Source organism: Microbacterium sp. Ag1 (genome assembly GCF_001005635.1).
Lineage (GTDB): Bacteria > Actinomycetota > Actinomycetes > Actinomycetales > Microbacteriaceae > Microbacterium > Microbacterium oxydans.
Genome location: NZ_LBCR01000034.1, coordinates 411,804 through 432,693, shown reverse-complemented (window position 1 = coordinate 432,693; position 20,890 = coordinate 411,804). Strand labels below are relative to the sequence as shown.

The 20,890-nt window shown below is 70.0% G+C and carries 14 protein-coding genes; 10 read left to right on the top strand and 4 right to left on the bottom strand.

The annotated features are described in order from the left end of the window. Positions 1-37: 37 nt before the first annotated feature. The gene (locus AAY78_RS18685) at positions 38-1,021 is read right to left on the bottom strand and encodes an NYN domain-containing protein (RefSeq protein ID WP_052748844.1); all 984 of its coding nucleotides are present in this window, start codon (positions 1,019-1,021) and stop codon (positions 38-40) included. Between the two features lie 2 nt (positions 1,022-1,023). Further along, the gene (locus AAY78_RS18680; RefSeq protein ID WP_046749750.1) at positions 1,024-2,010 is read right to left on the bottom strand and encodes a Gfo/Idh/MocA family protein; all 987 of its coding nucleotides are present in this window, start codon (positions 2,008-2,010) and stop codon (positions 1,024-1,026) included. A 106-nt stretch (positions 2,011-2,116) separates the two neighbouring features. Between AAY78_RS18680 and AAY78_RS18675 the strand changes: the two genes are divergently transcribed. The 8 genes from AAY78_RS18675 (at position 2,117) to AAY78_RS18640 (ending at position 11,085) form a co-directional block, all read left to right on the top strand. Continuing rightward, positions 2,117-3,508, top strand: a complete 1,392-nt coding sequence (locus AAY78_RS18675) for an NtaA/DmoA family FMN-dependent monooxygenase (RefSeq protein ID WP_046749749.1) — start codon at positions 2,117-2,119, stop codon at positions 3,506-3,508. A 126-nt stretch (positions 3,509-3,634) separates the two neighbouring features. Then, on the top strand, positions 3,635-5,269 hold the full coding sequence (locus AAY78_RS18670) for a TIGR04028 family ABC transporter substrate-binding protein (RefSeq protein WP_046749748.1): 1,635 nt from the start codon (positions 3,635-3,637) through the stop codon (positions 5,267-5,269). Between the two features lie 16 nt (positions 5,270-5,285). After that, positions 5,286-6,266: an ABC transporter permease gene (locus AAY78_RS18665; protein ID WP_046749747.1), complete on the top strand. Its 981-nt coding sequence runs from the start codon at positions 5,286-5,288 to the stop codon at positions 6,264-6,266. Further along, complete coding sequence (locus AAY78_RS18660; RefSeq protein ID WP_046749746.1) at positions 6,263-7,159, top strand: ABC transporter permease; 897 nt, start codon at positions 6,263-6,265, stop codon at positions 7,157-7,159. The genes AAY78_RS18665 and AAY78_RS18660 overlap by 4 nt, the downstream gene beginning before the upstream one ends. Beyond that, positions 7,156-8,772, top strand: coding sequence for a dipeptide ABC transporter ATP-binding protein (locus AAY78_RS18655; RefSeq protein WP_046749745.1), 1,617 nt, complete (start codon positions 7,156-7,158; stop codon positions 8,770-8,772). The genes AAY78_RS18660 and AAY78_RS18655 overlap by 4 nt, the downstream gene beginning before the upstream one ends. Further along, the gene (locus tag AAY78_RS18650) at positions 8,769-9,824 is read left to right on the top strand and encodes a putative FMN-dependent luciferase-like monooxygenase (RefSeq protein ID WP_046749744.1); all 1,056 of its coding nucleotides are present in this window, start codon (positions 8,769-8,771) and stop codon (positions 9,822-9,824) included. The genes AAY78_RS18655 and AAY78_RS18650 overlap by 4 nt, the downstream gene beginning before the upstream one ends. Further along, positions 9,821-10,480, top strand: a complete 660-nt coding sequence (locus AAY78_RS18645; RefSeq protein WP_046749743.1) for a CMD domain protein — start codon at positions 9,821-9,823, stop codon at positions 10,478-10,480. The genes AAY78_RS18650 and AAY78_RS18645 overlap by 4 nt, the downstream gene beginning before the upstream one ends. Continuing rightward, a complete protein-coding gene (locus AAY78_RS18640; RefSeq protein ID WP_046749742.1) occupies positions 10,477-11,085 on the top strand; it encodes an alkylhydroperoxidase domain protein in 609 nt (202 codons plus the stop codon). The genes AAY78_RS18645 and AAY78_RS18640 overlap by 4 nt, the downstream gene beginning before the upstream one ends. A 35-nt stretch (positions 11,086-11,120) precedes the next feature. On the opposite strand, the gene AAY78_RS18635 is transcribed toward AAY78_RS18640, so the two are convergent. Together AAY78_RS18635 and hrpA are read right to left on the bottom strand one after the other, a co-directional pair. Next, positions 11,121-12,065 carry a quinone oxidoreductase family protein gene (locus tag AAY78_RS18635; protein ID WP_046749741.1) on the bottom strand — a complete coding sequence of 315 codons (945 nt, stop codon included), beginning with the start codon at positions 12,063-12,065 and terminating at the stop codon, positions 11,121-11,123. Positions 12,066-12,105: 40 nt separating this feature from the next. Continuing rightward, positions 12,106-16,065: an ATP-dependent RNA helicase HrpA gene (gene hrpA / locus AAY78_RS18630; protein WP_046749740.1), complete on the bottom strand. Its 3,960-nt coding sequence runs from the start codon at positions 16,063-16,065 to the stop codon at positions 12,106-12,108. Between the two features lie 43 nt (positions 16,066-16,108). On the opposite strand from hrpA, the gene AAY78_RS18625 reads away from it, so the two are divergent. Both AAY78_RS18625 and AAY78_RS18620 read left to right on the top strand, forming a co-directional pair. Beyond that, entirely contained in the window at positions 16,109-17,329 is a 1,221-nt protein-coding gene (locus tag AAY78_RS18625; RefSeq protein ID WP_231589756.1) for a heparan-alpha-glucosaminide N-acetyltransferase domain-containing protein, read from the top strand. 338 nt (positions 17,330-17,667) lie between these two features. After that, complete coding sequence (locus AAY78_RS18620) at positions 17,668-20,877, top strand: LamG-like jellyroll fold domain-containing protein (protein ID WP_231589755.1); 3,210 nt, start codon at positions 17,668-17,670, stop codon at positions 20,875-20,877. The last annotated feature ends 13 nt before the right edge of the window (positions 20,878-20,890 follow it).

Sequence of the window (20,890 nt, the reverse complement as noted above, 5' to 3'; positions counted from 1 at the left end):
GATCACCGCGTCCTGGCCGCCACGTCGCGGACCACTCTCAGGGCTCGAGCAGGCGGACGAGACGCTCGTGCCCGGTCTCCTCGAGTTCCGCGATGTCGTCGCGGGACTTCAGGAAGTCGGAGAACGACCGGTAGCCGAGTGCCTTCTCGCTGAACGACGGGTCCATGCGACGCATATGCGTCTTGACCGCGGAGCTGTGCAGCCACTCGTCGGCGTCGGCCTTGTCATGCCCCAGACGGAGCGCGCGCTCCAGCAGCTGCGTCGCCACCTCCTGATCGTCGACCTTGTCCTCGACCCGCACTTCCTCCGCCTTCGGGGCGGCCTTGGAGCGCGATCGCTTCGAGGCGGCCTTCGGCTTCGAGGCGGTCTCCGTCACCGTCTCGGCGACAGCCTCCGCCGCCGGCGTCGGCGCCTCGACCGCGGGAGTGGCCGCGGCGGCGACCGGCTTGGAGGGGCGCACGACACCGGGCAGCGAGTCGTACGACTCGAACTCGTCGCACGCGGCGGCCAGCGACTTGGCTGTGGAGCCAGACACCCCGACGCCGATCACGTAGCGGCCGAGGCGCTTGCAGCGCTGAGCCAGGGGCACGTAGTCGCTGTCCCCCGCGACGATCACGACGTGGGTGAGATCGGGGAGGCGGAACATGTCCTCGACCGCATCCACGGCGAGCCGGATGTCGGCGCCGTTCTTGGCATACGCCGCGGCGGGGAACAGCTGCACGAGGTCGACAGCGCGGGCAACGAGCTGCGAGCGGTACACGGCGTTGACGGGGGAGGACCAGTCCGCGTACGCGCGGGTGAGCACGAGCGTACCGAACGAGGCCGCGTAGTCGATGATGGCGCCGACCTCGATCATCGCCCGGCTCAATCGCTCGGTGACCTCGGGGTCGTTCGGGTTCTCGCTGATCCGCTGACGGTCCTTGCCGTAGGCGTTGCGACCGTGCACCCGGTCGTACCAGGAGATGACGATGTTGTCGAAGTCGAGGTAGACGGCGACCCGGGCATCGGTGGTCTCGGCCATGCTCACACCTCCTCACGGGGGTAGCGGACGCCGATCTGCGCCCTGATCTCGTCGAGGGTGCCCATGATCGCGACGCTCTCGGCGATGGGCAGGATGTCGCCCGCGAGGGTGCCTTCGCTCACCAGACGCTCTGCGGCGAGCGCCTGGAACTGCATGCCACGGCCCTCGACCTCGGAGGTGTAGCTCTCCTGCACCGTGCCGTCCGGCAGGACGAGGCGGAACGTGGTCGGGCTGTACCAGACGGTGTCGATGTCGATGCGGGCCGCCGTGCCGATGATGCTCGCGACGTTGGGGCCTGCAGCCCGCGACGACGAGAGGCTGGTCGAGACCGCACCGCCGTCGTGGGTCATGACCGTGGCGACCTCGGAGTCGGCTCCCGTCTCGATGAGGCGGCCGACGGCGCGGATGCTGGTCGGTGCGCCGAGGATGTCCCAGATGAAGGAGATCGGGTAGATCCCGAGGTCCAGCAGGGCGCCGCCACCGAGTTCGAGGGCGTTGAGCCGATGCGCGGGGTCGGAGGGCAGCAGCTGGGTGTGATCGGCGCTCACGGCCCGGATCTCACCGAGGGCGCCGTCGGCGATGAGCTCGCGGATGCGGACCATGTGCGGCAGGTACCGCGTCCACATCGCCTCCATCACCAGCAGACCGCGCTCGGCGGCGAGCGCCTGCAGGTCTTCCGCCTCGGCGCGGTTCAGGGTGAACGCCTTCTCGGCGAGCACATGCTTGCCGTGCTCGAGGGCAAGGCGGGCGTTCTCGTGATGCATCGGGTGCGGTGTCGACACGTAGATGATGTCGACATCGGGGTCCGCGACGAGGTCTTCATACGAAGAATGCGCGCGGGGGATGTCGAAGCGGGCGGCGAACGCGTCGGCCGACTCCTGTGACCGGGATCCGACGGCCACGAGGTCGAGCCCCGCGGTTCGCAGATCGGACGCGAATGCGCCGGCGATTCCGCCGGTCGCGAGGATTCCCCACCGAAGACCTGTCATGGTCTCAGCGTAGGGGGTGCTCCGGGTGTGACGGACTGTTACATCCCGTGACGCCCGGCATCGACGCCATGGCAGCGGGTGGGGAGCGGCTCCTACCGTGACGGGCATGACCGAACCCCTCATCATCGGCGCCATGGTGCGCACCCTCGGCGCGTATCCCTCGGGTTGGCGGCAGCCAGGGGCGCACCGCGACCCTGCGAGAGACGCCGACATCCTGCGGCACATCGCGCGAGAGGGAGAGGATGCCGGGCTCGACTATCTGTTCTTCGGCGACTGGCTCGCCACGGGGCCGGACCTGGAGTTCCGCGATCCGTATCTGCTGGCGCGCATCGACCCCGTGTGCGCTGTGCTCTTCCTTGCGGGGGTGACCTCGCGGATCGGCCTGATCGCCACGGTGAACACGACCTACGCCGACCCGTACACGACCGCGCGGTCGCTCGCCTCGCTCGACGTGCTCACCCGCGGCCGTGCCGGTATCAACCTCGTCACCGGCGCCGAGCCGCGCGCGGCCGGCAACCACGGTCGCGACGCGCACGCCGACAACGAGACCCGCTACGACCGGGCAGAGGAGTTCGTCGAAGCCCTGCGCCGGCTGTGGGATTCGTGGGGCGAGGACGCCTGGATCGCCGACGCCGATCGTGGGGTGCTGATCGATCCGGAGGGGTTGCGCGCCGCCGAGCTGCAGGGCGCTCAGGTGCGGGTCGCCGGGCCGCTCAACGTCGCTCGACCTCCGCAGGGCCGGATCCCGATCGTGCATGCCGGCACATCGCCGCGGTCGAGGGCGCTCGCGGCGACCGAGGCCGATCTCGCCCTGACCGCCGCACCGACGCTGGCGGACGCCATCGCCACACGACGGCTGCTGCGGGACATCGCCGCCGAGTCCGGACGCTCGCCCGATGCGCTGAAGGTGATCGCGCCGGTGCTCCCGGTCGTCGCGGACACGGATGCCGATGCTCGTCGCATCGTGGAGCGGCTGCTCGCCCTGGTGCCGCTCGCCGAGGGGCACCAGGCGGCGCGGACGGCGTTCCCGCTGAACCGCAGCATCGCCGCGCTCGCCGACGCGTTCGACGTTCCGGTCGACGACCCGCTGCGCTCCGCCACCTTCGATGCGCCGGTGACTGCCGCGGAAGCACTCCGGCTGGGGGAGCGCGGTGCGGTGCTGATCGAACGTCTCGCCCTCATCGCCGGGCTGAACGTCTCCGGGGGCGCGACCGCCGATCCCCTCACCTGGCGGCACCTGGTCGCCGCGCACGCGGTGCCGGCCGCCTTCGTCGTCGGTGACGCGGGAACCATCGCCGATCACTTCGAGACCTGGCGGGAGGAAGGCGGGGCGGACGGGTTCAACGTGCTGTCGGCTTTCCAACCGGCGCAGTTCGAGGCGTTCACGCGTAACGCGGCGCCGGAGCTGCGCCGTCGCGGGCTGCTGCGAAGCGAGGAGCAGGGCGACGGGACCACACTCCGCGACCGCCTGCGCATTACGTCGTATGTCGACGCATGAGGACCGGCGTCGCCCGGGTCGCGCGTTCCCGCCCCTGATTCCTACCGTGAAGTCACCTCAACGCACGGCATCTCGACACACAGTACCTCACCCGAAGCATCACACCCGAAACCTGGAGACCCACCCATGAACCGTCGCCTCCTCCGCGCCGCCGCCATCGCGGTGCCGCTCATCCTGGCGGGAAGCCTCGCCGCCTGCGCGTCGACGCCCGCCCCGGCGAACTCTCCCGCCGAAGGCGGCGACCCCGTAAAGGGTGGAACGCTCACGTACCTCGAGCACCAGGCGTACACGAACCTGTATCCGCCGCAGGCCGGCTTCTACCCCAACGGCGGCATCGTGAACAACATCGCGGCCCGCCTGACCTGGCAGAACCCTGACACGCTCGAGATCGAGCCGTGGATCGCCTCCGACTGGACCGTGAACGACGACGCGACCGAGTACACGTTCAACCTGAACCCCGACGTGACGTTCTCGGACGGCACGGTGCTCGACGCCGCGGCAGTGAAGAAGAACTTCGACACCTACGGCCTGGGCGATGCGGAACGGGGCCTGACCGTCTCCGAGGCGATCAACAACTACGCCAGCTGCGAGGTCGTCGACGACGACACCGTGACGTTCCACTTCTCCGCACCGTCCCCCGGGTTCCTGCAGGCGACCTCGACCATCAACTCGGGTCTGCTGTCGCCGGAGACGCTCGACGGCACGATCGAGGACTTCGGCGCGGGCAACGCCGCCGAGATCATCGGGTCCGGTCCGTTCACGGTCACGGGGGAGAAGCTCGGCACCGAGTACACGCTCACCGCGCGCGACGACTACGACTGGGGACCCGACAGCGTCGACAATGACGGTCGCCCGTACCTCGACGCCGTGCACGTGCTGATCACCCCCGAAGACTCGGTGCGGATCGGCTCGCTGCTCGCGGGCCAGGCCGACTACGTGCGCTACGTGCAGGCGTTCGACGAGGACCGCGTCGAGGCAGCCGGCTTCACCCTCTACGCGCCGCAGACCCGCGGCGTCAACAACTCGATCGCCCTGCGTCCCGAGAATCCGCTGCTCACCGACATCCGCGTGCGGCAGGCGATCATCGCCGCGGTGAACGCGCAGGAGGTCGTCGACACGCTGTTCACCGAGAACTACCCGGTGGCGACGTCGGTGCTCTCCTCCCAGGCGCTCGGCTACAAGGACGAGTCGAAGCACTACGCCTACGACCCGAAGAAGGCCGAGAAGCTGCTCGACGAGGCCGGCTGGGAGCCCGGCGCCGACGGCATCCGCGAGAAGGATGGCGAGCGCCTCTCGATCACGGTGTACGAGGCGAAGCCGCAGCCGCTGTCGAAGCAGACCCTGGAGCTCGTGGCGCAGCAGCTGGCGAAGGTGGGTGTCGAGCTCTCGGTCAAGCCCGGTGATGCCGGAAGCTACGCTGAGGACACGCGCGACCCGCTCAAGACCGGCTTCTACCACTCGATGGTCGGACGCGCGGATCTGGACGTGATCAAGAGCCAGTACTTCACGAAGAACCGCGATGTGCTGATCTCGAAGGACGCGAAGCTCGACGACCTGCTGCTCGCCGTGGCCTCAGAGCCGGACGCCGACAAGCGCGTCGCCGCATCTCAGGCCGTGCAGGACTACATCGCCGAGCAGGCCTACGTGATCCCGCTCTTCGAGGAGCCGCAGGTGTACGGCACCGCGACCTACGTGCACGGCGTCGCCTTCGAGTCGGTCGGACGCCCGACGTTCTCCGGCGTCTGGCTCGCCGAGCACTGATCGGGATGGTGCGTCGATGAGTTTCGTCCTCCGACGAGCCGGGCAGGCCGCGATCGTTCTGATCGCGGCCTTCACGGCCACCTTCTTCCTGCTGCAGCTGCTGCCGGGCGATGCGATCCTGATCAAGTTCTCCGACCCCAGCCTCGGGCTGTCCCCGGATCAGCTCGACAGCATCCGAGCCACCTACGGCACGGATCTGCCGTGGTGGGAGCAGTACGTGCACGCGGGGCTCGGGTTCCTCGCCGGGGACTTCGGCTACTCCACGCAGTTCGGCACGCCCGTGCTGACGATGCTCGCGGAGGCGCTCCCCGCGACGCTGCTGCTCGCGTCCCTCGGGCTCCTCGTCGCTCTGCTCCTGGCCGTGCTGATCGCCGGACTCTCCTCGCTCGCCCCGTTCGCCTGGCTTCGCGACGGACTTCGTCAGGTGCCCGGTCTCTTCGTCGCGGTGCCGGTCTTCTGGCTCGGCATCCTGCTCATCCAGGTGTTCTCGTTCGGGCTCGGCTGGGTGCCGATCGTCGGGGCCGACCCGGTGAGCGGACTCATCCTGCCCGTGCTGACCCTCGCCGTGCCGATCTCGGCTCCGCTGGCGCAGGTGCTGGTCCGCGCGATCGATCAGGTGCAGGCGCAGCCGTTCGTCACGGTGGTCCGGGCGAAGGGGGCCCCGCCGCTGTGGGTGCTCACGCGCTCCGTCGCCCGCAACGCCGCCGTGCCGACCCTGACGATCGCGGGCGTGCTGTTCGGGGAACTCGTCGGGGGGGCCGTCGTCACCGAGACGGTGTTCGGCCGCACGGGCATCGGCCGTCTCACCGAGCAGGCCGTCGCGAACCAGGACATCCCGGTGCTGCAGGGTGTGGTGCTGCTCTCGGCGCTCGGCTTCGTCGTCATCAGCTTCGCCGTCGACCTCGTCACGCCGCTCATCGACCCACGTCAGCGCGCGGTCGCGCGCTCCACCGCGTCCGTCGCCGCCCGCCCCGCGCCTCAGGAGGTGCCCGCATGACCGCTCCCGTGATCGCTGCGACGAGTGTCGAACCGGACTCCGAGCCGACACCGACCGTCCCCGAGCTTCCGCGGACCCCTCGCCGCCCTGGCCGTCTGCGCGGCCGCGCCTGGGGGCTGTATCTCGCGTTCGCCGTGGTCGCCGTCGCTGTGTTGTGGGCGGTCATCCCCGGCGTGTTCGCGCCCGGCGACCCGCTCACCGGTGTGCCGGCCGACAAGCTGCTGCCGCCGAGTGCCGCGCATTGGTTCGGCACCGACACCCTCGGCCGTGATCTGTTCGGCCGTGTCGTGCACGGTGCCGTGCACTCGCTCTCGGGCGCGCTGATCGCCGTCACGGTGGGTCTCGCCCTCGGCACGGTTCTCGGCGCGATAGCCGGAGCCGTGGGCGGGGTGGTGGACGACGTGCTGATGCGCATCGTCGACGTGCTGCTCGCGATTCCCGGGCTGCTCCTGTCCCTCTCGGTGATCATCCTGCTCGGATTCGGCACGGTCAACGCCGCCCTCGCCGTGGGACTCGGCAGCGTCGCGGCGTTCGCGCGGCTGATGCGCGCCGAGGTCGCCCGGGTGCGGCGCACCGAGTACGTCGAGGCCGCCTTCGGCAGCGGTGCCACCTTCTTGGCCGTGCTGCGTCGACACGTGCTTCCCAACTCCCTCACCCCCATCGTCGCGCTCGCCGCCCTGCAGTTCGGGACGGCGATCCTCGCCATCTCGACGCTCGGGTTCCTCGGCTACGGCGCTCCGCCACCCACCCCGGAATGGGGACTGCTGATCGCCGAGGGCCGCAACTACGTGGGCACCGCCTGGTGGCTCACGGCATTGCCGGGTCTCATCGTCGTCGCGGTCGTGCTCAGCGCCAACCGCATCAGCCACCGCATCGGAAGGGGCACGCGATGAGCGTTCTGACCGCATCGGATCTGCGCATCTCCTACGGGGGTCGTGAAGTCGTGCACGGCGTCTCCTTCGAGATCGGCGAGGGGGAGACCCTCGCCCTCGTCGGGGAGTCGGGGTCGGGCAAGTCCACGACCGCCCACGCGCTCCTCGGGCTCCTCCCCGCAGGGGGCAGGGTCGACGGCGGGACGGTCGTCCTGGGCGACCTCGACATCTCCGGGTGGTCCGATCGTGCGCTGCGCGGCATCCGTGGTGCGGAGATCGGCCTGGTCCCGCAGGATCCGACGACCTCCCTCGACCCGGTGCGTCCGGTCGGCAAGCAGGTCGAGGAGATCCTGCGCCTGCACGGGCATCGGGATCGGCGCTCGCGTCGTGCACGGGCCGTCGAGCTGCTCGACCGTGTCGGTATCGACGACCCGGATCTGCGGGCGCGTCAGTATCCGCACGAGCTCTCCGGAGGCATGCGGCAGCGTGTGCTGATCGCGACCGCGATCGCCCTGCGACCCCGCCTGCTGATCGCCGACGAGCCCACCAGCGCCCTCGACGCCACGGTGCAGCGCAAGGTGCTCGATCTGCTCGACGAGCTGCAGCGCGAGGAGGGCACCAGCATCCTGCTCGTGACCCACGACCTGGGCGTTGCCGCCGATCGGGCGGAGCGACTCGTCGTGCTCAAGGACGGCCGGATCGTGGAGCAGGGGCGGAGCGAGGAGGTGCTCGCCGCACCGACGGACCCGTACACGCGTCAGCTGCTCGCCGATGCTCCCGCGTTCACGACCGGCTTCCGGCGTCCGGACGCCCCGCCGTTCCTGCGGGATGCCGCAGCCGTCGCCGCGGAGAACCCGTACGCGATCGTCGCCGAAGGGCTTGTGAAGGAGTTCCGCGTCGCCGGCCGGGAGCGGTTCCGCGCTGTCGACGACGTCTCGTTCCGGGTGCGCCGTGGTACCACCCACGCGCTCGTCGGCGAATCGGGGTCGGGGAAGACCACGACGGCGCGACTCGTCACGCGCTTCCATCAGCCGGAAGCCGGGACCATCGAGGTCGCCGGAGAAGACGTGACCCACGCGAAGCGCGAGCAGCTGCGAGCGCTGCGCCGCCGTGTGCAGCTCGTCTACCAGAACCCGTTCGCCTCGCTGGATCCCCGCCAGCAGATCGTCGACATCGTCGCGGAGCCGCTGCAGAACTTCCACGTCGGATCTCGCGCCGAGCGCAGCGAACGCGCGCTCGCTCTCCTCGACCGGGTCGCGCTCCCGTCCGACGTCGCGCGGCGCACCCCGCGCGAACTCTCGGGCGGACAGCGGCAGCGTGTCGCGATCGCGAGGGCCCTCGCGATCGATCCCGAGGTCGTGGTGCTCGACGAGGCGGTGTCGGCGCTGGACGTGACCGTGCAGGCGCGCATCCTGGAACTGCTCACCTCGCTGCAGGCGGAGCTCGGGCTCACCTACCTGTTCATCTCGCACGACCTCGCCGTCGTGCGCAGGATCAGTCACACGGTCTCGGTGATGCGCCGCGGCCGGATCGTGGAGGAGGGGCAGACGGAAGACCTCTTCCGCGACCCGCAGCACGAGTACACCAGGGAGTTGCTGGCAGCGGTCCCCGGACGAACGGAGATCGTCGTATGACCACCGGATCCGCCCCTTCGACCGGGCCCACCGTCGCGTTCTTCACGCGTCTGCTCGACGACGCGTCTCCTGCCGAGAGGTATGCGCTCGCCACCTCGCAGATCCAGCAGGCGGAGCGCCACGGGATCGGGAGAGCCTGGGTCGCACAGCATCATTTCCACGCGGCCGAGGGTGGTCTGCCGTCGCCGCTGGTGTTCCTCGCGCACGCGGCCGCCGTCACGAGTGACATCCGACTGGGGACCGGCGTGATCACCCTGCCGTTGGAGGACCCGGTGCGGGTGGCCGAGGATGCCGTGGTCGCAGATCTGCTCTCCGGGGGGCGAGTGGATCTGGGCCTCGGCAGCGGCGGCACCCCGTCGTCGTTCGTGCCGTTCGGGGAGGATGTGCGAGACAAGGCAGTGACCTACGACCGCAAGCTGCGCACGCTCCTCGACGGCCTCGCCGGTCGCGACGTCGGCGCGGGCAACACGCTCTACCCGGATGCGGGAGACCTCGCCGACCGTGTGTGGCAGGCCACCTTCTCCGCTCCCGGCGGTCACCGCGCCGGCATCCACGGGCACGGGCTCCTGCTCTCCCGCACTCAGCCGCGCAGGCCCGACCGCCTGTACGCCCCGTTGTCCGAGCTGCAGGACCCGATCATCGACGCGTACCTCGAGGCACTGCCGGTCGGGGTGACTCCGCGGATCACCGCCTCGCGCACCGTGTTCGTCGCGGATGACCGCGCCGAGGCTCTGCGGTTCGCCGAGGTCGGTCTGCGTCGGGCGGCGGAGGGCTTCCGTCGGCAGGGCCAGACCATCCCCGGTGACGACATCGACGAGTTGATAGCCGCGCTCGACACGCATCTGGGCACGCCAGAGCAGGTTGCCGAGTCGCTCGCCGCCGACGCCACCCTCACCCGCGCGACAGAGGTGGCCTTCCAGGTGCACTCGGTCGATGCGCCGCACGAGCACGTGCTGCGCTCGATCGCACTGTTCGCCGACGAGGTCGCCCCGGCCCTCGGCTACGCCATCGCGGAGACAGCAAACACCGAGACGATCAAGGAGAACGCATGACCGACGACAACGTCCTTACGGACGACACCGTCCTCACCGACGACACCGTGGACCGGATCGTGGGGGTGACGCCGGAGCTGGACGAGCTGCGCCGCCGCCGTCCGGTCACCAGAGAGCAGCTGCAGGCGAGCTTCGACGCCCTCTTCCGACCGGTCACGGTCGCGCATGTGTCGCAGGCGGAGCGCGAGCTCGTCGCAGCCTTCGCCACCGGACTCGCCGGCGTCGACGATGCGACAGCGGCGTTCTATGCCGCCCGCGCACGCGAGGCCGATCCGGAGCGGGCGGGAGCAGTGCTCGCCGAGGCAGCCGGGGCGTCGACGAGCGGTCCGTTCGGCGCCTACACCGAACTCGGCCTGCAGTCCGAGAACACGGAGGGCGAACGGTATGAGCCCGATGGTGCCGTGACCGCCGTCATCGGCGAGCGCCTCGCCGCAGCCCTCGCGCACACGCACCTGCTCGTGTTCCGGCCCCGTGAAGCGTCGGGCGCCGATCTCGGGCGACTGCTCGATGCCGGGTGGTCGACCGAGGGGATCGTCACGCTGTCCCAGCTGGTGTCGTTCCTCGCCTTCCAGCAGCGGGTCGTCACCGGACTCCGTGCGCTCGCCGCTGCAGGACTCACCGCCCAGACCGAGATCTCCGAGGAGGAGGCCGCATGACCGCCGCGCAGACCGTGCTCCGGCACGAAGACGCCCCGCACCCGCACGCCTTCACCCGCGGAGAGGTGGGCTGGGTCCCGCATCTCGAGCCCCTCGCGGAGGAGGAGCTGACGCCACGGCACTACGACGGACTCGTCGATGCCGCGCGGGCGAAGAACGACTACTTCCGGTTGCTGGCCCGTGACCCCGAGGTGCTCAAGGCGCGGACACTCGTCGACAAGGACATCTTCTACAACGTCGCCGAGGGTCTGCCGCGCGCCGACCGCGAGCTGGCGGCGACCGCAGCATCACGGCGCAACGGGTGCGTGTTCTGCGCCTCGGTGCATTCCCGCTTCGCCGCGCACCACAGCAAGCGGGTCGAGGACGTCGACCTGCTGCTGGACGAGGGGGTCGACGCCGATCTCGGCGAGCGCTGGAACGCGATCGTGGCCGCGTCGGTCGCGCTCACCGACACTCCGAGCACATTCGGGGAGCACGAGATCGCCCGGCTGCGGGCGGCAGGACTCGACGACCTGGAGGTCGCTGATGTCATCCACGGCGCGGCGTTCTTCAACTGGGCGAACCGCCTGATGCTGTCGATCGGTCGACCGGTCGCTCCCGCCTGACCCTCGCTCTCGGCTACAGAAGCAGCCGCTCTGCGCTACGGAAGCAGGATGATCTTGCCCGAGGCGGCGCCGGATTCCATGAGCTCATGGGCCTGCGCCGCCTCGGCGAGCGGCAGCTGAGGGCCGAGCTCGATCGTGAAGTCGCCGGCGTCGAGGAGGGCGATCGTCTCGGGCAGGGCCTCGGCGCGCCACGCGAGCTCCTGCGTGGTCAGCGGGACGGGCGAGCCGCCGGAGAACGCCCGGATGCCGAAGGATGCCGCATCCGGCCCTCGCACGATCGTCGCGATGCGCTCACGGTCGGCGACGAGCGCCAGCGACGCCTCGATCGCCTCATCGGTGCCGGCGCAGTCGAGCACCACGGTCACGGGGGACGGAGCGGCGGCTCGCACCCGGTCGAGCAGACCATCACCGTAGGCGACGGGGATCGCCCCGAGCTCGCGCAGCTGGTCGTGGCGGGCGGGGCTTCCTGTGGCGATCACGGTGGCACCCCAGGCGACGGCGAACTGCACGGCGGCCTGGCCGACGGATCCGGAACCGCCGTGCACCAGCAGCACGTCGCCCTCCGTCACTCCCAGCGAGCGCAGCGACTGGTAGGCGGTGCCCGCGGGGATGCCGATCCCGGCGCCCTCGGCCGTCGTGACCGAGTCGGGGAGCTTCGCGAGCTTCTCGGTCGCGATCGCGAGCGCCGAGGCGTAGGTGCCGTTCCCGTCGCGGATGGCCACCCGGTCGCCGACGGCGAGATCGTCGACCCCTTCGCCCAGCACCTCGACGATGCCGGCGCCGTCGAAGCCGACAGGACGCGGCTCGGTGATCGGCGGGGACGGGCGCTTGCCGCCCCGCAGCTTGGCGTCGATCGGGTTCGCTCCCGCCGCCTCGATCCGCACGACGACCTCACCGCGTGCGGCGACCGGATCCGGGATCTCGATCAGGTGGAGGACAGCGGGGGAGCCGATTTCGGTGTAGACGATCGCGCGAGCCATGCGTTCAGGCTACCCGGGGTACGCGGGAACCGGTCTCGGGTCAGCGGCCGGAGAGGACCTTCATGATGCGCTGAGGCGACACCGGCTGCGCGGTGCCCAGACGCTGTGCGAACACACTCACGCGATACTCCTCGAGCAGCCAGCGCACCTCGACGAGCGCGGGCGTCGCGTCGGGGGCGAGGGGGATGGTGCCGCCCGCGTCTTCGAACGCCTTCGCCATCCGCTCGTACTCGGTCATGCGCGCGCGGTCCTTGCCCGGCTCGCTCGCCAGAGTCTTCAAGCGGTCCAGCATCCCCTCCAGATAGCGGGGGAAGTGCGCGAGGCGCTCGGCTCCCGCGGCGGAGACGAATCCCGGGTGCAGCAGGCCGCTCAGCTGGGTGCGGATGTCGTTCAGTGGTCCGAGCAGGGCCAGCGAGTTCTGCGACTTGATGCCGCGCTCGACGTCCCGGGACTTGGTGAGGATGCGTGCGACCAGCGACACGCAGGTGAACAGCTCGTCGACGAGCACGGCGGAGACCGCGTCCCGCACCCGGTCGAAATCGGCCTCGTTGCGCACGATCCCTTCCGGCACGAGGCTCTGGATGACCTTTCTGGCCACTGCCGCGCGGCAGTCTTCGATGAGTGCGGCCGCTGAGGGATACGGCGAGGCTGCGAGCGCCAGCTTCTCCTGGCTCGTGAGGTGCTCCTGCACGTACGAGGACGGAGAGGGAACGCCCAGCAGCACGAGCCGCAGCACGCCGTCGCGCGTCGCCGCTGCCGCCGCGTCGGGGGTGGATTCGACACGCACCGACACCGTCTTGCCCTGATCGACGACGGCCGGGTAGCCGCGGACCACCCCTCCGGCGACGCGGGTGTCGAGCACCTCCGGCAGCTCCCCGAAAGTCCAGGCCGTGAGACCGGTCTGCTCGAGCGACGCGGCGGCGATGCGTTCGACGCCCTCGCCCGGGGTGCCGCGTTTCGCGCCGGGGGCGCCGGAGCGGGGAGGGGCGGCGATCGAGCGGGCGACGCTGCTGCGAGCGCGGTCGGAGAGCTGCGTCTGCAGGGCACGCAGATCGCGTCCGGAGCCGACCATCCTGCCGCGTTCGTCCACGGCGCGGAAGTTCATGCGCAGATGCGGGGGCACCCGTTCATCGTCGAAGTCGGCGGCGGAGACCAGTTGATTGGCGAGCGGCTGGATGCGACGGGCGAGGGCTTCCTTGAGCGTGCGCGGGGGCAGACCGCCGTGCGACTCCGGCCCCTCGTCGATGAGCTCGGCACCGAACTTCTCCGCCCAGTCGGCCGCGGGCACCACGTGGCGACGGATGGCCTTGGGGAGAGCGCGCAGCAGACCGGTCACGAGCTCGGCACGCAGGCCGGGGACCTGCCAGTCGAAGCCGCGATCCTCGATCTGGGCGAGCAGGGGCAGGGGCACGACGACGCTCACTCCGTCGTCGTCGGCGCCCGGCTCGAATCGGTAGGCGAGGCCGAGCACCTGATCGCCCTGCGTCCACCGGGTCGGGAACTCGCGCTGATCCGCGCGCTCCTCGTCGTCGATCAGGTCGCTCTCGCGCATCACGAGCAGCTTCGGCGTGGCCGCCATGGCCTCGCGCCACCAGCTCTCGAACGAGCGCACATCGAAAACCTCGGCGGGGATGCGTTCGTCGTAGAAACGGAACACGGCCTCGTCGCCCGCGAGGATGTCGCGGCGGCGCTCGCGCTCCTCCAGCTTCTCGAGGCGCTTGCGCAGCTCGGCGTTGCTGCGCCAGAACGCACTCACCCTCTTGTCGATCCGCGTCGGATCCCACTCGCCCTCGACCAGCGCGTGCCGCACGAACAGCTCGCGTGAGGCGGCTCTGTCGATGCGCGCGAACTGCACGCGCCTGCGCGGGATGATCTCGAGCCCGAAGAGCGTCACCTTCTCGAACGCGACAGCGGCCCCCGCATCCTTGGACCAGTGCGGCTCGGTCACCTGGCGCTTGGCCAGATCCCCGGCGAGGGGTTCGGCCCAGGCCGGATCGATCGCGGCGACCGTGCGTGCGAACGTGCGGGAGGTCTCGACGATCTCGGCGGCGATCACCGCGCGCGGGCTCTTCTTGCGCAGCCCGGAGCCGGGGAAGATCGAGAAGCGGATCCCTCGGGCTCCGCGATACTCCGCGATGCGCCGACCCTTCTGCTCCTTCGCGGGGGCGTGCGTCTTGCCGGCGGGGGCGGTGCGCTCGTCGAGGATGCCGATCTGCGAGAGCAGGCCGGAGAGCAGGGCGCGGTGGATCGCATCGGGGTCGCTGGCGCCCCCGCCCTCCCCGTCACGGTCGTTCGTCTTCACGAGGGTGCGGAGCTGGCGGTGCACATCGAACCACTCGCGCACCCGCACGTAGTTGAGGTGCTCGGAGCGGCAGAGTCGACGGAACGCGCTCGAACCGAGCTCGCGCTGCTGTTCACGCAGGTGGTTCCACAGGTTCAGCAGGGTCAGGAAGTCGCTGGTCGGGTCGACGAACCGCGCATGTAGGCGGTCGGCCTCCTCCCGACGCTCTTCCGGCCGCTCCCGCACGTCCTGGATCGTCATGCCCGAGACGATCGCGAGCACGTCGCGTGTCACAGACGAATGGGGCGCCGAGCCCGTCGAAGGGCGCCCCGCCTCGATCAGCATGCGTGCGAACCGCGGATCGATCGGCATGCGCGAGATCGCGCGGCCGATGCGGGTCAGGTGCGGGGATCCGTCCCTGCGCGACGCCTCGACGGCGCCGAGCTCGGTGAGTAGGTCGAACGCGGCCTTCACCCCACGGGAGTCGGGCGGGGTGAGGAACGGGAACGCCGTGATGTCGCCGAAGCCCAGCGACAGCATCTGCAGGATGACCGAGGCCAGCGAGGTGCGCAGGATCTCGGGCTCGGTGTACTCCGGCCGCCTGTCGTAGTCGTCCTCTGAGTACAGGCGGATCGCGATGCCGTCGCTCGTACGGCCTGCGCGACCGGAACGCTGGTTGGCCGAGGCCTGCGAGACGGGCTCGATCGGAAGCCGCTGCACCTTGGAGCGGTTGCTGTAGCGGGAGATGCGCGCCGTGCCGGTGTCGATCACGTACTTGATGCCGGGCACGGTGAGGCTCGTCTCGGCCACGTTGGTGGCGAGGATCACCCGACGGCGCACGCCGGCCACCCTGCTGCGTTCGAACACCCGATGCTGGTCGGCGGCGGAGAGGCGGCCGAACAGCGGCAGCACCTCGGTGGGGGAGCGGTCGTTCGCGTAGGCGCCGCGCACGGCATCCGCGGCGTCGCGGATCTCGGCCTCACCGGGAAGGAAGACGAGCACGTCTCCCGGCGGTTCACGGTCGAGCTCCCGCAGGGCGGAGACGATCGCCGACACCTCGTCCTCCGGCTCGGCGGGCGAGCTCTCGTCGTCCGCATCCTCGACCGGCCCGCGGTACCGGATCTCCACCGGATAGGTGCGGCCGGAGACCTCGATGATCGGGGCGGGGGTGCCGTCGCCGCCTGTCGCCGAGGGGGCGGCGAAGTGCTTCGCGAAGCTCTCCGGGTCGATCGTCGCGGAGGTGATGATCACCTTCAGATCCGGACGCTCCGGAAGGATGCGGGCGAGGTAGCCGAGCAGGAAGTCGACGTTGAGGGAGCGCTCGTGCGCTTCGTCGATGATGATCGTGTCGTAGCGAGTGAGCAGACGGTCGCGGTGGATCTCGTTGAGGAGGATGCCGTCGGTCATCAGGGCGATGCGCGTGGCGTCGGACACCTTGTCGGTGAAGCGCACCTTGTAGCCGACGAGCGTGCCGAGCTCGACCTGCAGCTCTTCGGCCACGCGCTCCGCGATCGTGCGTGCGGCCAGGCGACGGGGCTGGGTGTGCGCGATGCGCTCGCGCCCGAGCTCGAGAGCGATCTTCGGCAGCTGCGTGGTCTTTCCCGATCCCGTGGCACCGGCGACGATCACGACCTGATGGTCGCGGATGGCGTCGGCGATCTCGGTCCTCGCCGCACTGACCGGCAGCTCGGGGGGATAGGAGATCACGGGAGAAGACATAGCCCTCCATCGTATGCCGGGAATCGCCCCCTACGATCATGGGGTGATCACCGCTCTCGCTCCTGTCCAGTGGTTCCGCGAGTTCGGGCGGCCGCCGCGCATCCTCGGGCTCGACATCGCCAGAGGACTGGCGATCCTCGGCATGGCCGGAGCGCACATCGGCGAGACAGAGGCATTCGACTGGTTCGACCCCTCGACGTGGACCGACCTGGTGCACGGGCGGTCCTCGATCCTGTTCGCGGTGCTCGCCGGTATCTCGATCGCCCTGATGACCGGGCGCAGTGCCGGTCCCGACCGCGAGCGGATCCCGAGCATCCGCCTGCAGCTGATCGGGCGCGGTGCGGTGATCTTCGTGATCGGGCTGGCGCTGGAGATGCTGAACACCCCGATCGCCGTGATCCTGACGCTCTACGGTCTGCTCTACGTCGCGGTCATCCCGTTCCTGCGGTGGCGGCCCTGGCAGCTGCTGAGCGCCAGTGCGGTGCTCGCGCTGCTGGGCCCGTCACTGCTCGCCTTCCTGAACGCGGTGATGCTGAACCCGTACGGTTCCGGTATCGGATTCGTGCTCTACGGCACGTATCCGATCACGGTCTGGATGGCGCTGGTGCTCGCCGGCATGGCGTTCGGTCGCCTGCACGTCGAGCGGTTGCGCACGGCGGCTGTCGCGCTCGGGATCGGGTTCGTGCTCGCCGTGATCGGCTACGGCTTGGGCGGAATCGGTCAGGCAGCGGGACTCGCCGGGGGCTTCAGCAGCAGCTCGTTCTCCGACAGCGGCTCCTTCTCCGGCAGCTCCTTCTCCGGCGGCTCCTTATCCGGCGGCAGCTCCGGCAGCGTCGTCTCCCCGCCCTCCGGGTGGGAGGGATATCCGCAGGCGCTGACCGAGACAGATCCCCTCCGCGCCGTGCTCACCGCGGTGTTCGCGGTCGAACCGCACAGCGGCGGCACCGCAGAGATCCTCGGATCGGGCGGCTTCGCGCTCGTGGTCATCGCGCTGTGTCTGCTGCTGAGCCGGCCGCTGCGCTGGGTGCTGCTGCCGCTCGGCGCGCTCGGCTCCATGCCCCTGACGGCATACAGCGCTCACGTCCTCTCCGTCGTGCTGGTGGCCGGGCCAGGAGGGTTCTTCTCGAGCAACGCCTTCTGGGCGGCCACCGCGCTCGGACTGCTGCTCCTGACGACGCTCTGGTCGATGTTCTTCGGACGGGGCCCGCTGGAACGCCTGGTCGGACGTGGGGCAGCGGCGATGGCGGCGGTGCCGCGGCGCTGATACGGCGGCGGTGCGGTGGCGCTGATCCGGTCGGCTTCGAGCGTTCCTCCGGATCGGGAGGCGCGATGTGTTAGCGTGGGTGCGCAACGCCTGTCTGGCGTCTGCGACCGACTGGCATGGCTGGTCGGACTGGGGAGTTTCGAACTGGGGAGTTCACACCACCGCGTCGCGGCGATCTTTCGCCGCCTCGATGTCGTCGAGCGCGCGGGGGATGATCACGCCGCGTTCGGGACAGCATCGACTGGGGAGTCACGGTGGGGAACACGAGTTTCGGGCGACGGACACGCTTCGGGCGACGGACACGCTTCGGGCGACGGACAAGAGGTGTCGTCGCATCAATGCTGACGGCCGGCCTGCTGATCGCGGGTCTGTCGGGTGTGGGAGCGACGGCGGCCGCCGCGGCGGATGTGCCGCCGACGATGCCGCCGCAGTTGCAGCGCGACGAGAACGTGGTGACGTCGGACCCGATCCCGACTGTGCAGATCGACAACGGCTACGTATGGGCGCAGACCACGATCGGTACCACGGTGTACGCGGTCGGCAAGTTCGACAACGCGCGGGAGCCGAAGGCGGCGCCCGGGACAGCCCTCACCGCCCGTTCGAACGTGCTGGCCTACGACATCGTCTCGGGTGCTCTGTCCTCGTTCGCCCCGACGGTCAACGGCGTCATCAAGGCGGTCGCCGCGTCTCCCGACGGGTCCCGCATCTACATCGGCGGCTCGTTCAACAAGGTGAACGGGAAGGACCGCTGGAACTTCGCGGCGCTCGATGCCAAGACCGGTGAGCTGGTCCCGCAGTTCGCGCCGTCGATCGGCGGCAGCGGCGTGTACGCCATCACGACCGACGGGTCGAACATCTACCTCGGCGGTCTGTTCACCCAGGCCAACGGCGTCGCCCGGAAGAACCTCGCGGCCTTCGACCAGAAGAACGGAGCGCTCCTGAGCTGGGCCCCGCAGGCCGACCGCCAGGTCGACGCCCTCGTCATGGATCCAGCGGGCACGAACGTCATCGTGGGAGGACGCTTCTCCGCGGTGAACGGCAGCAGCCTGCGCGGTTCCGCAGCGGTCGACAAGTCCACGGGTGCCGCCGACACCGCCTGGGGCATCTCCAAGGTCGTGAAGAACAGCGGCAGCAGCAGCAACTCCGGCATCTTCGCGCTCGCCACGGACGCGAACACCGTCTACGGCACCGGGTGGAGCTGGGCCGGCGGGGGCAACCTCGAGGGCACGTTCGCCGCTGAGGCCGGCACGGGTGCGGTGCGGTGGATCGCAGACTGCCACGGCGATCACTACGGCGTCTACTCGACCGGCAAGGTGGTCTACACGACCAGCCACATGCATTCCTGCAACACGATGGGGCTCCAGCCGCAGAAGAACCCGGCGGTGTACCAGTACGCCGAGGCCTACACGGCCGACGCGCGCGGAACCCTCTCCGCGAACACCTACTCCGGGTACGCCAACTGGGCCGGCACCCCCGCTCCGTCGCCGTACCAGTGGGCGCCCGACTTCGCGGTCGGCACCACGAGCGGCCTCGGCCAGGCGGGCCTGTCGATCACGGGCGCGGGCGACATGATCTCGATCGGCGGAGAGTTCCGCTCGGTGAACAACGGGCAGTTCGAGGGAATCGTGCGCTTCTCCACGAACCCTCCGGGTGGTGCGAAGGACGGGCCCCGGCTCTCCGACGCGGCATGGAAGCCCACGGCGGGCACCTCACCCGTCCCCGGCAGCGCCCGGGTGTCGATCCCCACGAACTGGGACAGGGACGACCTGACCCTCACCTACGAGCTGCGCCGCGACGGTGCCACCGAGCCTGTGGCCACCGCGACAGCGGACGGCACCTGGTGGAAGCAGACGACGGTCACCCTCGACGACCCGACGGCGACCCCGGGAGCCACGCAGAGTTACACGGTGGTCGCGAAGGACCGTGACGGCAACATCGCCACGAGCGCGAGCGTGAACGCGAAGGCCACGGCGGGCACCGCCTCGGCCTACTCGAAGAAGATCCTCGCGGACAAGCCTTCGCTGTACTACCCGATGGGCAACGTCTCGAAGGACTGGGCCGGATCGAACAACCCGGTGAGCGGCACGGGAACCTCAACCTCGTCGTCGGGCATCGAGAACAGCGGCACCGGTTCGACAACGTTCAACGGCACCACGAACGGGCGGGTGTCTTCCGATGCGAAGGCGCCGGTGTCGAGCGAGTTCTCGGCGGAGATCTGGTTCCAGACCACCACGAAGACCGGTGGCATGCTCATCGGCTCCGGAGCGGCCAAGACGGGGAGCTCCGCGAGCGTCGACCGGCAGCTGTACATGGCCAACAGCGGCACCCTGACCTTCGGCGTCTTCGCCGGGCAGGCCCGATCCACGATCGCCGGAACCAAGGCGCTGAACGACGGCGTCTGGCATCACGCTGTCGTGTCGCAGGGTGCGGCCGGGATGAAGCTGTACGTCGACGGCGAGCTCGTCGCGTCCGACGCCGCGGTCACGACGGCCAAGACCGACCCCGCCTACCTCCGCATCGGGGGAGACGCGCTCACGGGCTGGCCCTCTGCTCCTTCGTCGAACTACTTCAAGGGATCGCTGGACGAGGCCGCGGTGTACCCGCTCGCGTTGAACGCCGACCAGGTGCGCTCGCACTTCCAGCTGGGCAAGGGTCTCAAGGCTCCGACGGCGGCCTTCACGGCCCAGGCGACCGACCTGACCGTCGCGGTCGACGGGTCGGGATCCACCGCAGACGGCGCAGCGTCGATCAGCGGCTACGCGTGGGACTTCGGCGACGGCTCGTCGGCGACCGGCGCGACGGCGACGCATGACTATGCGGCGGCCGGCACCTACACCGTGCGGCTGACGGTGACGGACAGCAGCGGACTGTCGGCGTCGAGCGAGGAGCAGGTCGCGGTGACGGCTCCCGTCGTGGCCGATGTCGTGGTGGCATCCGACCGGTTCGACCGTGCGGTGGAATCCGGCTGGGGCACTGCTGAGGTCGGTGGCGTATGGACGCCCATGCAGGGGAAGTCGACGGCTCTCTCGGTGGCCGACGGTGCGGGAGTGATCGACCTCGTCGCCGGTCAGACCAGGGAGATGCTGTTGGACGATGCGTCGGTGCGGGATTCCGCCACCACCATGTCCTACACGCTCTCCGGCGGTCCGGAGTCTGGCACCGTCTACGTCGGAGCGGGTTCTCGGCGCAACGCGGACGCCGGCTACCGCGCCCTGGCGTGGCACCGCGCTGATGGGGCGACGTGGGTCGTGATCCAGCGCAACGGGACGGCCATCGCGAGCGCCGCTGTGCCGGGGCTGACCTGGAGTGCCGGCACCGTGTTCCATCTGTCGACCGAGACGACCGGGTCGTCCTCGACCACGATCCGCGCCAAGGTGTGGGCCGACGGGCAGCCGGAACCGGCGACGTGGCAGGTGTCCGCGAGTGACGCTACCGCGGCGCTGCAGAGCGAGGGCTCGCCCTCGGTGTTCTCCTACCGGGCCGGCACCGCGACCGGCACGAACGTCGTGCGGGTGAACGAGGTCAAGACCACCCGGATCGGTGGCTGAGCAGCCGCTGGGC

Bases quoted from the DNA above. Each gene is read 5' to 3' on its own strand.
- AAY78_RS18685 (WP_052748844.1), bottom strand. From the start codon at position 1,021: ATGGCCGAGACCACCGATGCCCGGGTCGCCGTCTACCTCGACTTCGAC.
- AAY78_RS18680 (WP_046749750.1), bottom strand. From the start codon at position 2,010: ATGACAGGTCTTCGGTGGGGAATCCTCGCGACCGGCGGAATCGCCGGC.
- AAY78_RS18675 (WP_046749749.1), top strand. From the start codon at position 2,117: ATGACCGAACCCCTCATCATCGGCGCCATGGTGCGCACCCTCGGCGCG.
- AAY78_RS18670 (WP_046749748.1), top strand. From the start codon at position 3,635: ATGAACCGTCGCCTCCTCCGCGCCGCCGCCATCGCGGTGCCGCTCATC.
- AAY78_RS18665 (WP_046749747.1), top strand. From the start codon at position 5,286: ATGAGTTTCGTCCTCCGACGAGCCGGGCAGGCCGCGATCGTTCTGATC.
- AAY78_RS18660 (WP_046749746.1), top strand. From the start codon at position 6,263: ATGACCGCTCCCGTGATCGCTGCGACGAGTGTCGAACCGGACTCCGAG.
- AAY78_RS18655 (WP_046749745.1), top strand. From the start codon at position 7,156: ATGAGCGTTCTGACCGCATCGGATCTGCGCATCTCCTACGGGGGTCGT.
- AAY78_RS18650 (WP_046749744.1), top strand. From the start codon at position 8,769: ATGACCACCGGATCCGCCCCTTCGACCGGGCCCACCGTCGCGTTCTTC.
- AAY78_RS18645 (WP_046749743.1), top strand. From the start codon at position 9,821: ATGACCGACGACAACGTCCTTACGGACGACACCGTCCTCACCGACGAC.
- AAY78_RS18640 (WP_046749742.1), top strand. From the start codon at position 10,477: ATGACCGCCGCGCAGACCGTGCTCCGGCACGAAGACGCCCCGCACCCG.
- AAY78_RS18635 (WP_046749741.1), bottom strand. From the start codon at position 12,065: ATGGCTCGCGCGATCGTCTACACCGAAATCGGCTCCCCCGCTGTCCTC.
- hrpA (WP_046749740.1), bottom strand. From the start codon at position 16,065: ATGTCTTCTCCCGTGATCTCCTATCCCCCCGAGCTGCCGGTCAGTGCG.
- AAY78_RS18620 (WP_231589755.1), top strand. From the start codon at position 17,668: ATGCTGACGGCCGGCCTGCTGATCGCGGGTCTGTCGGGTGTGGGAGCG.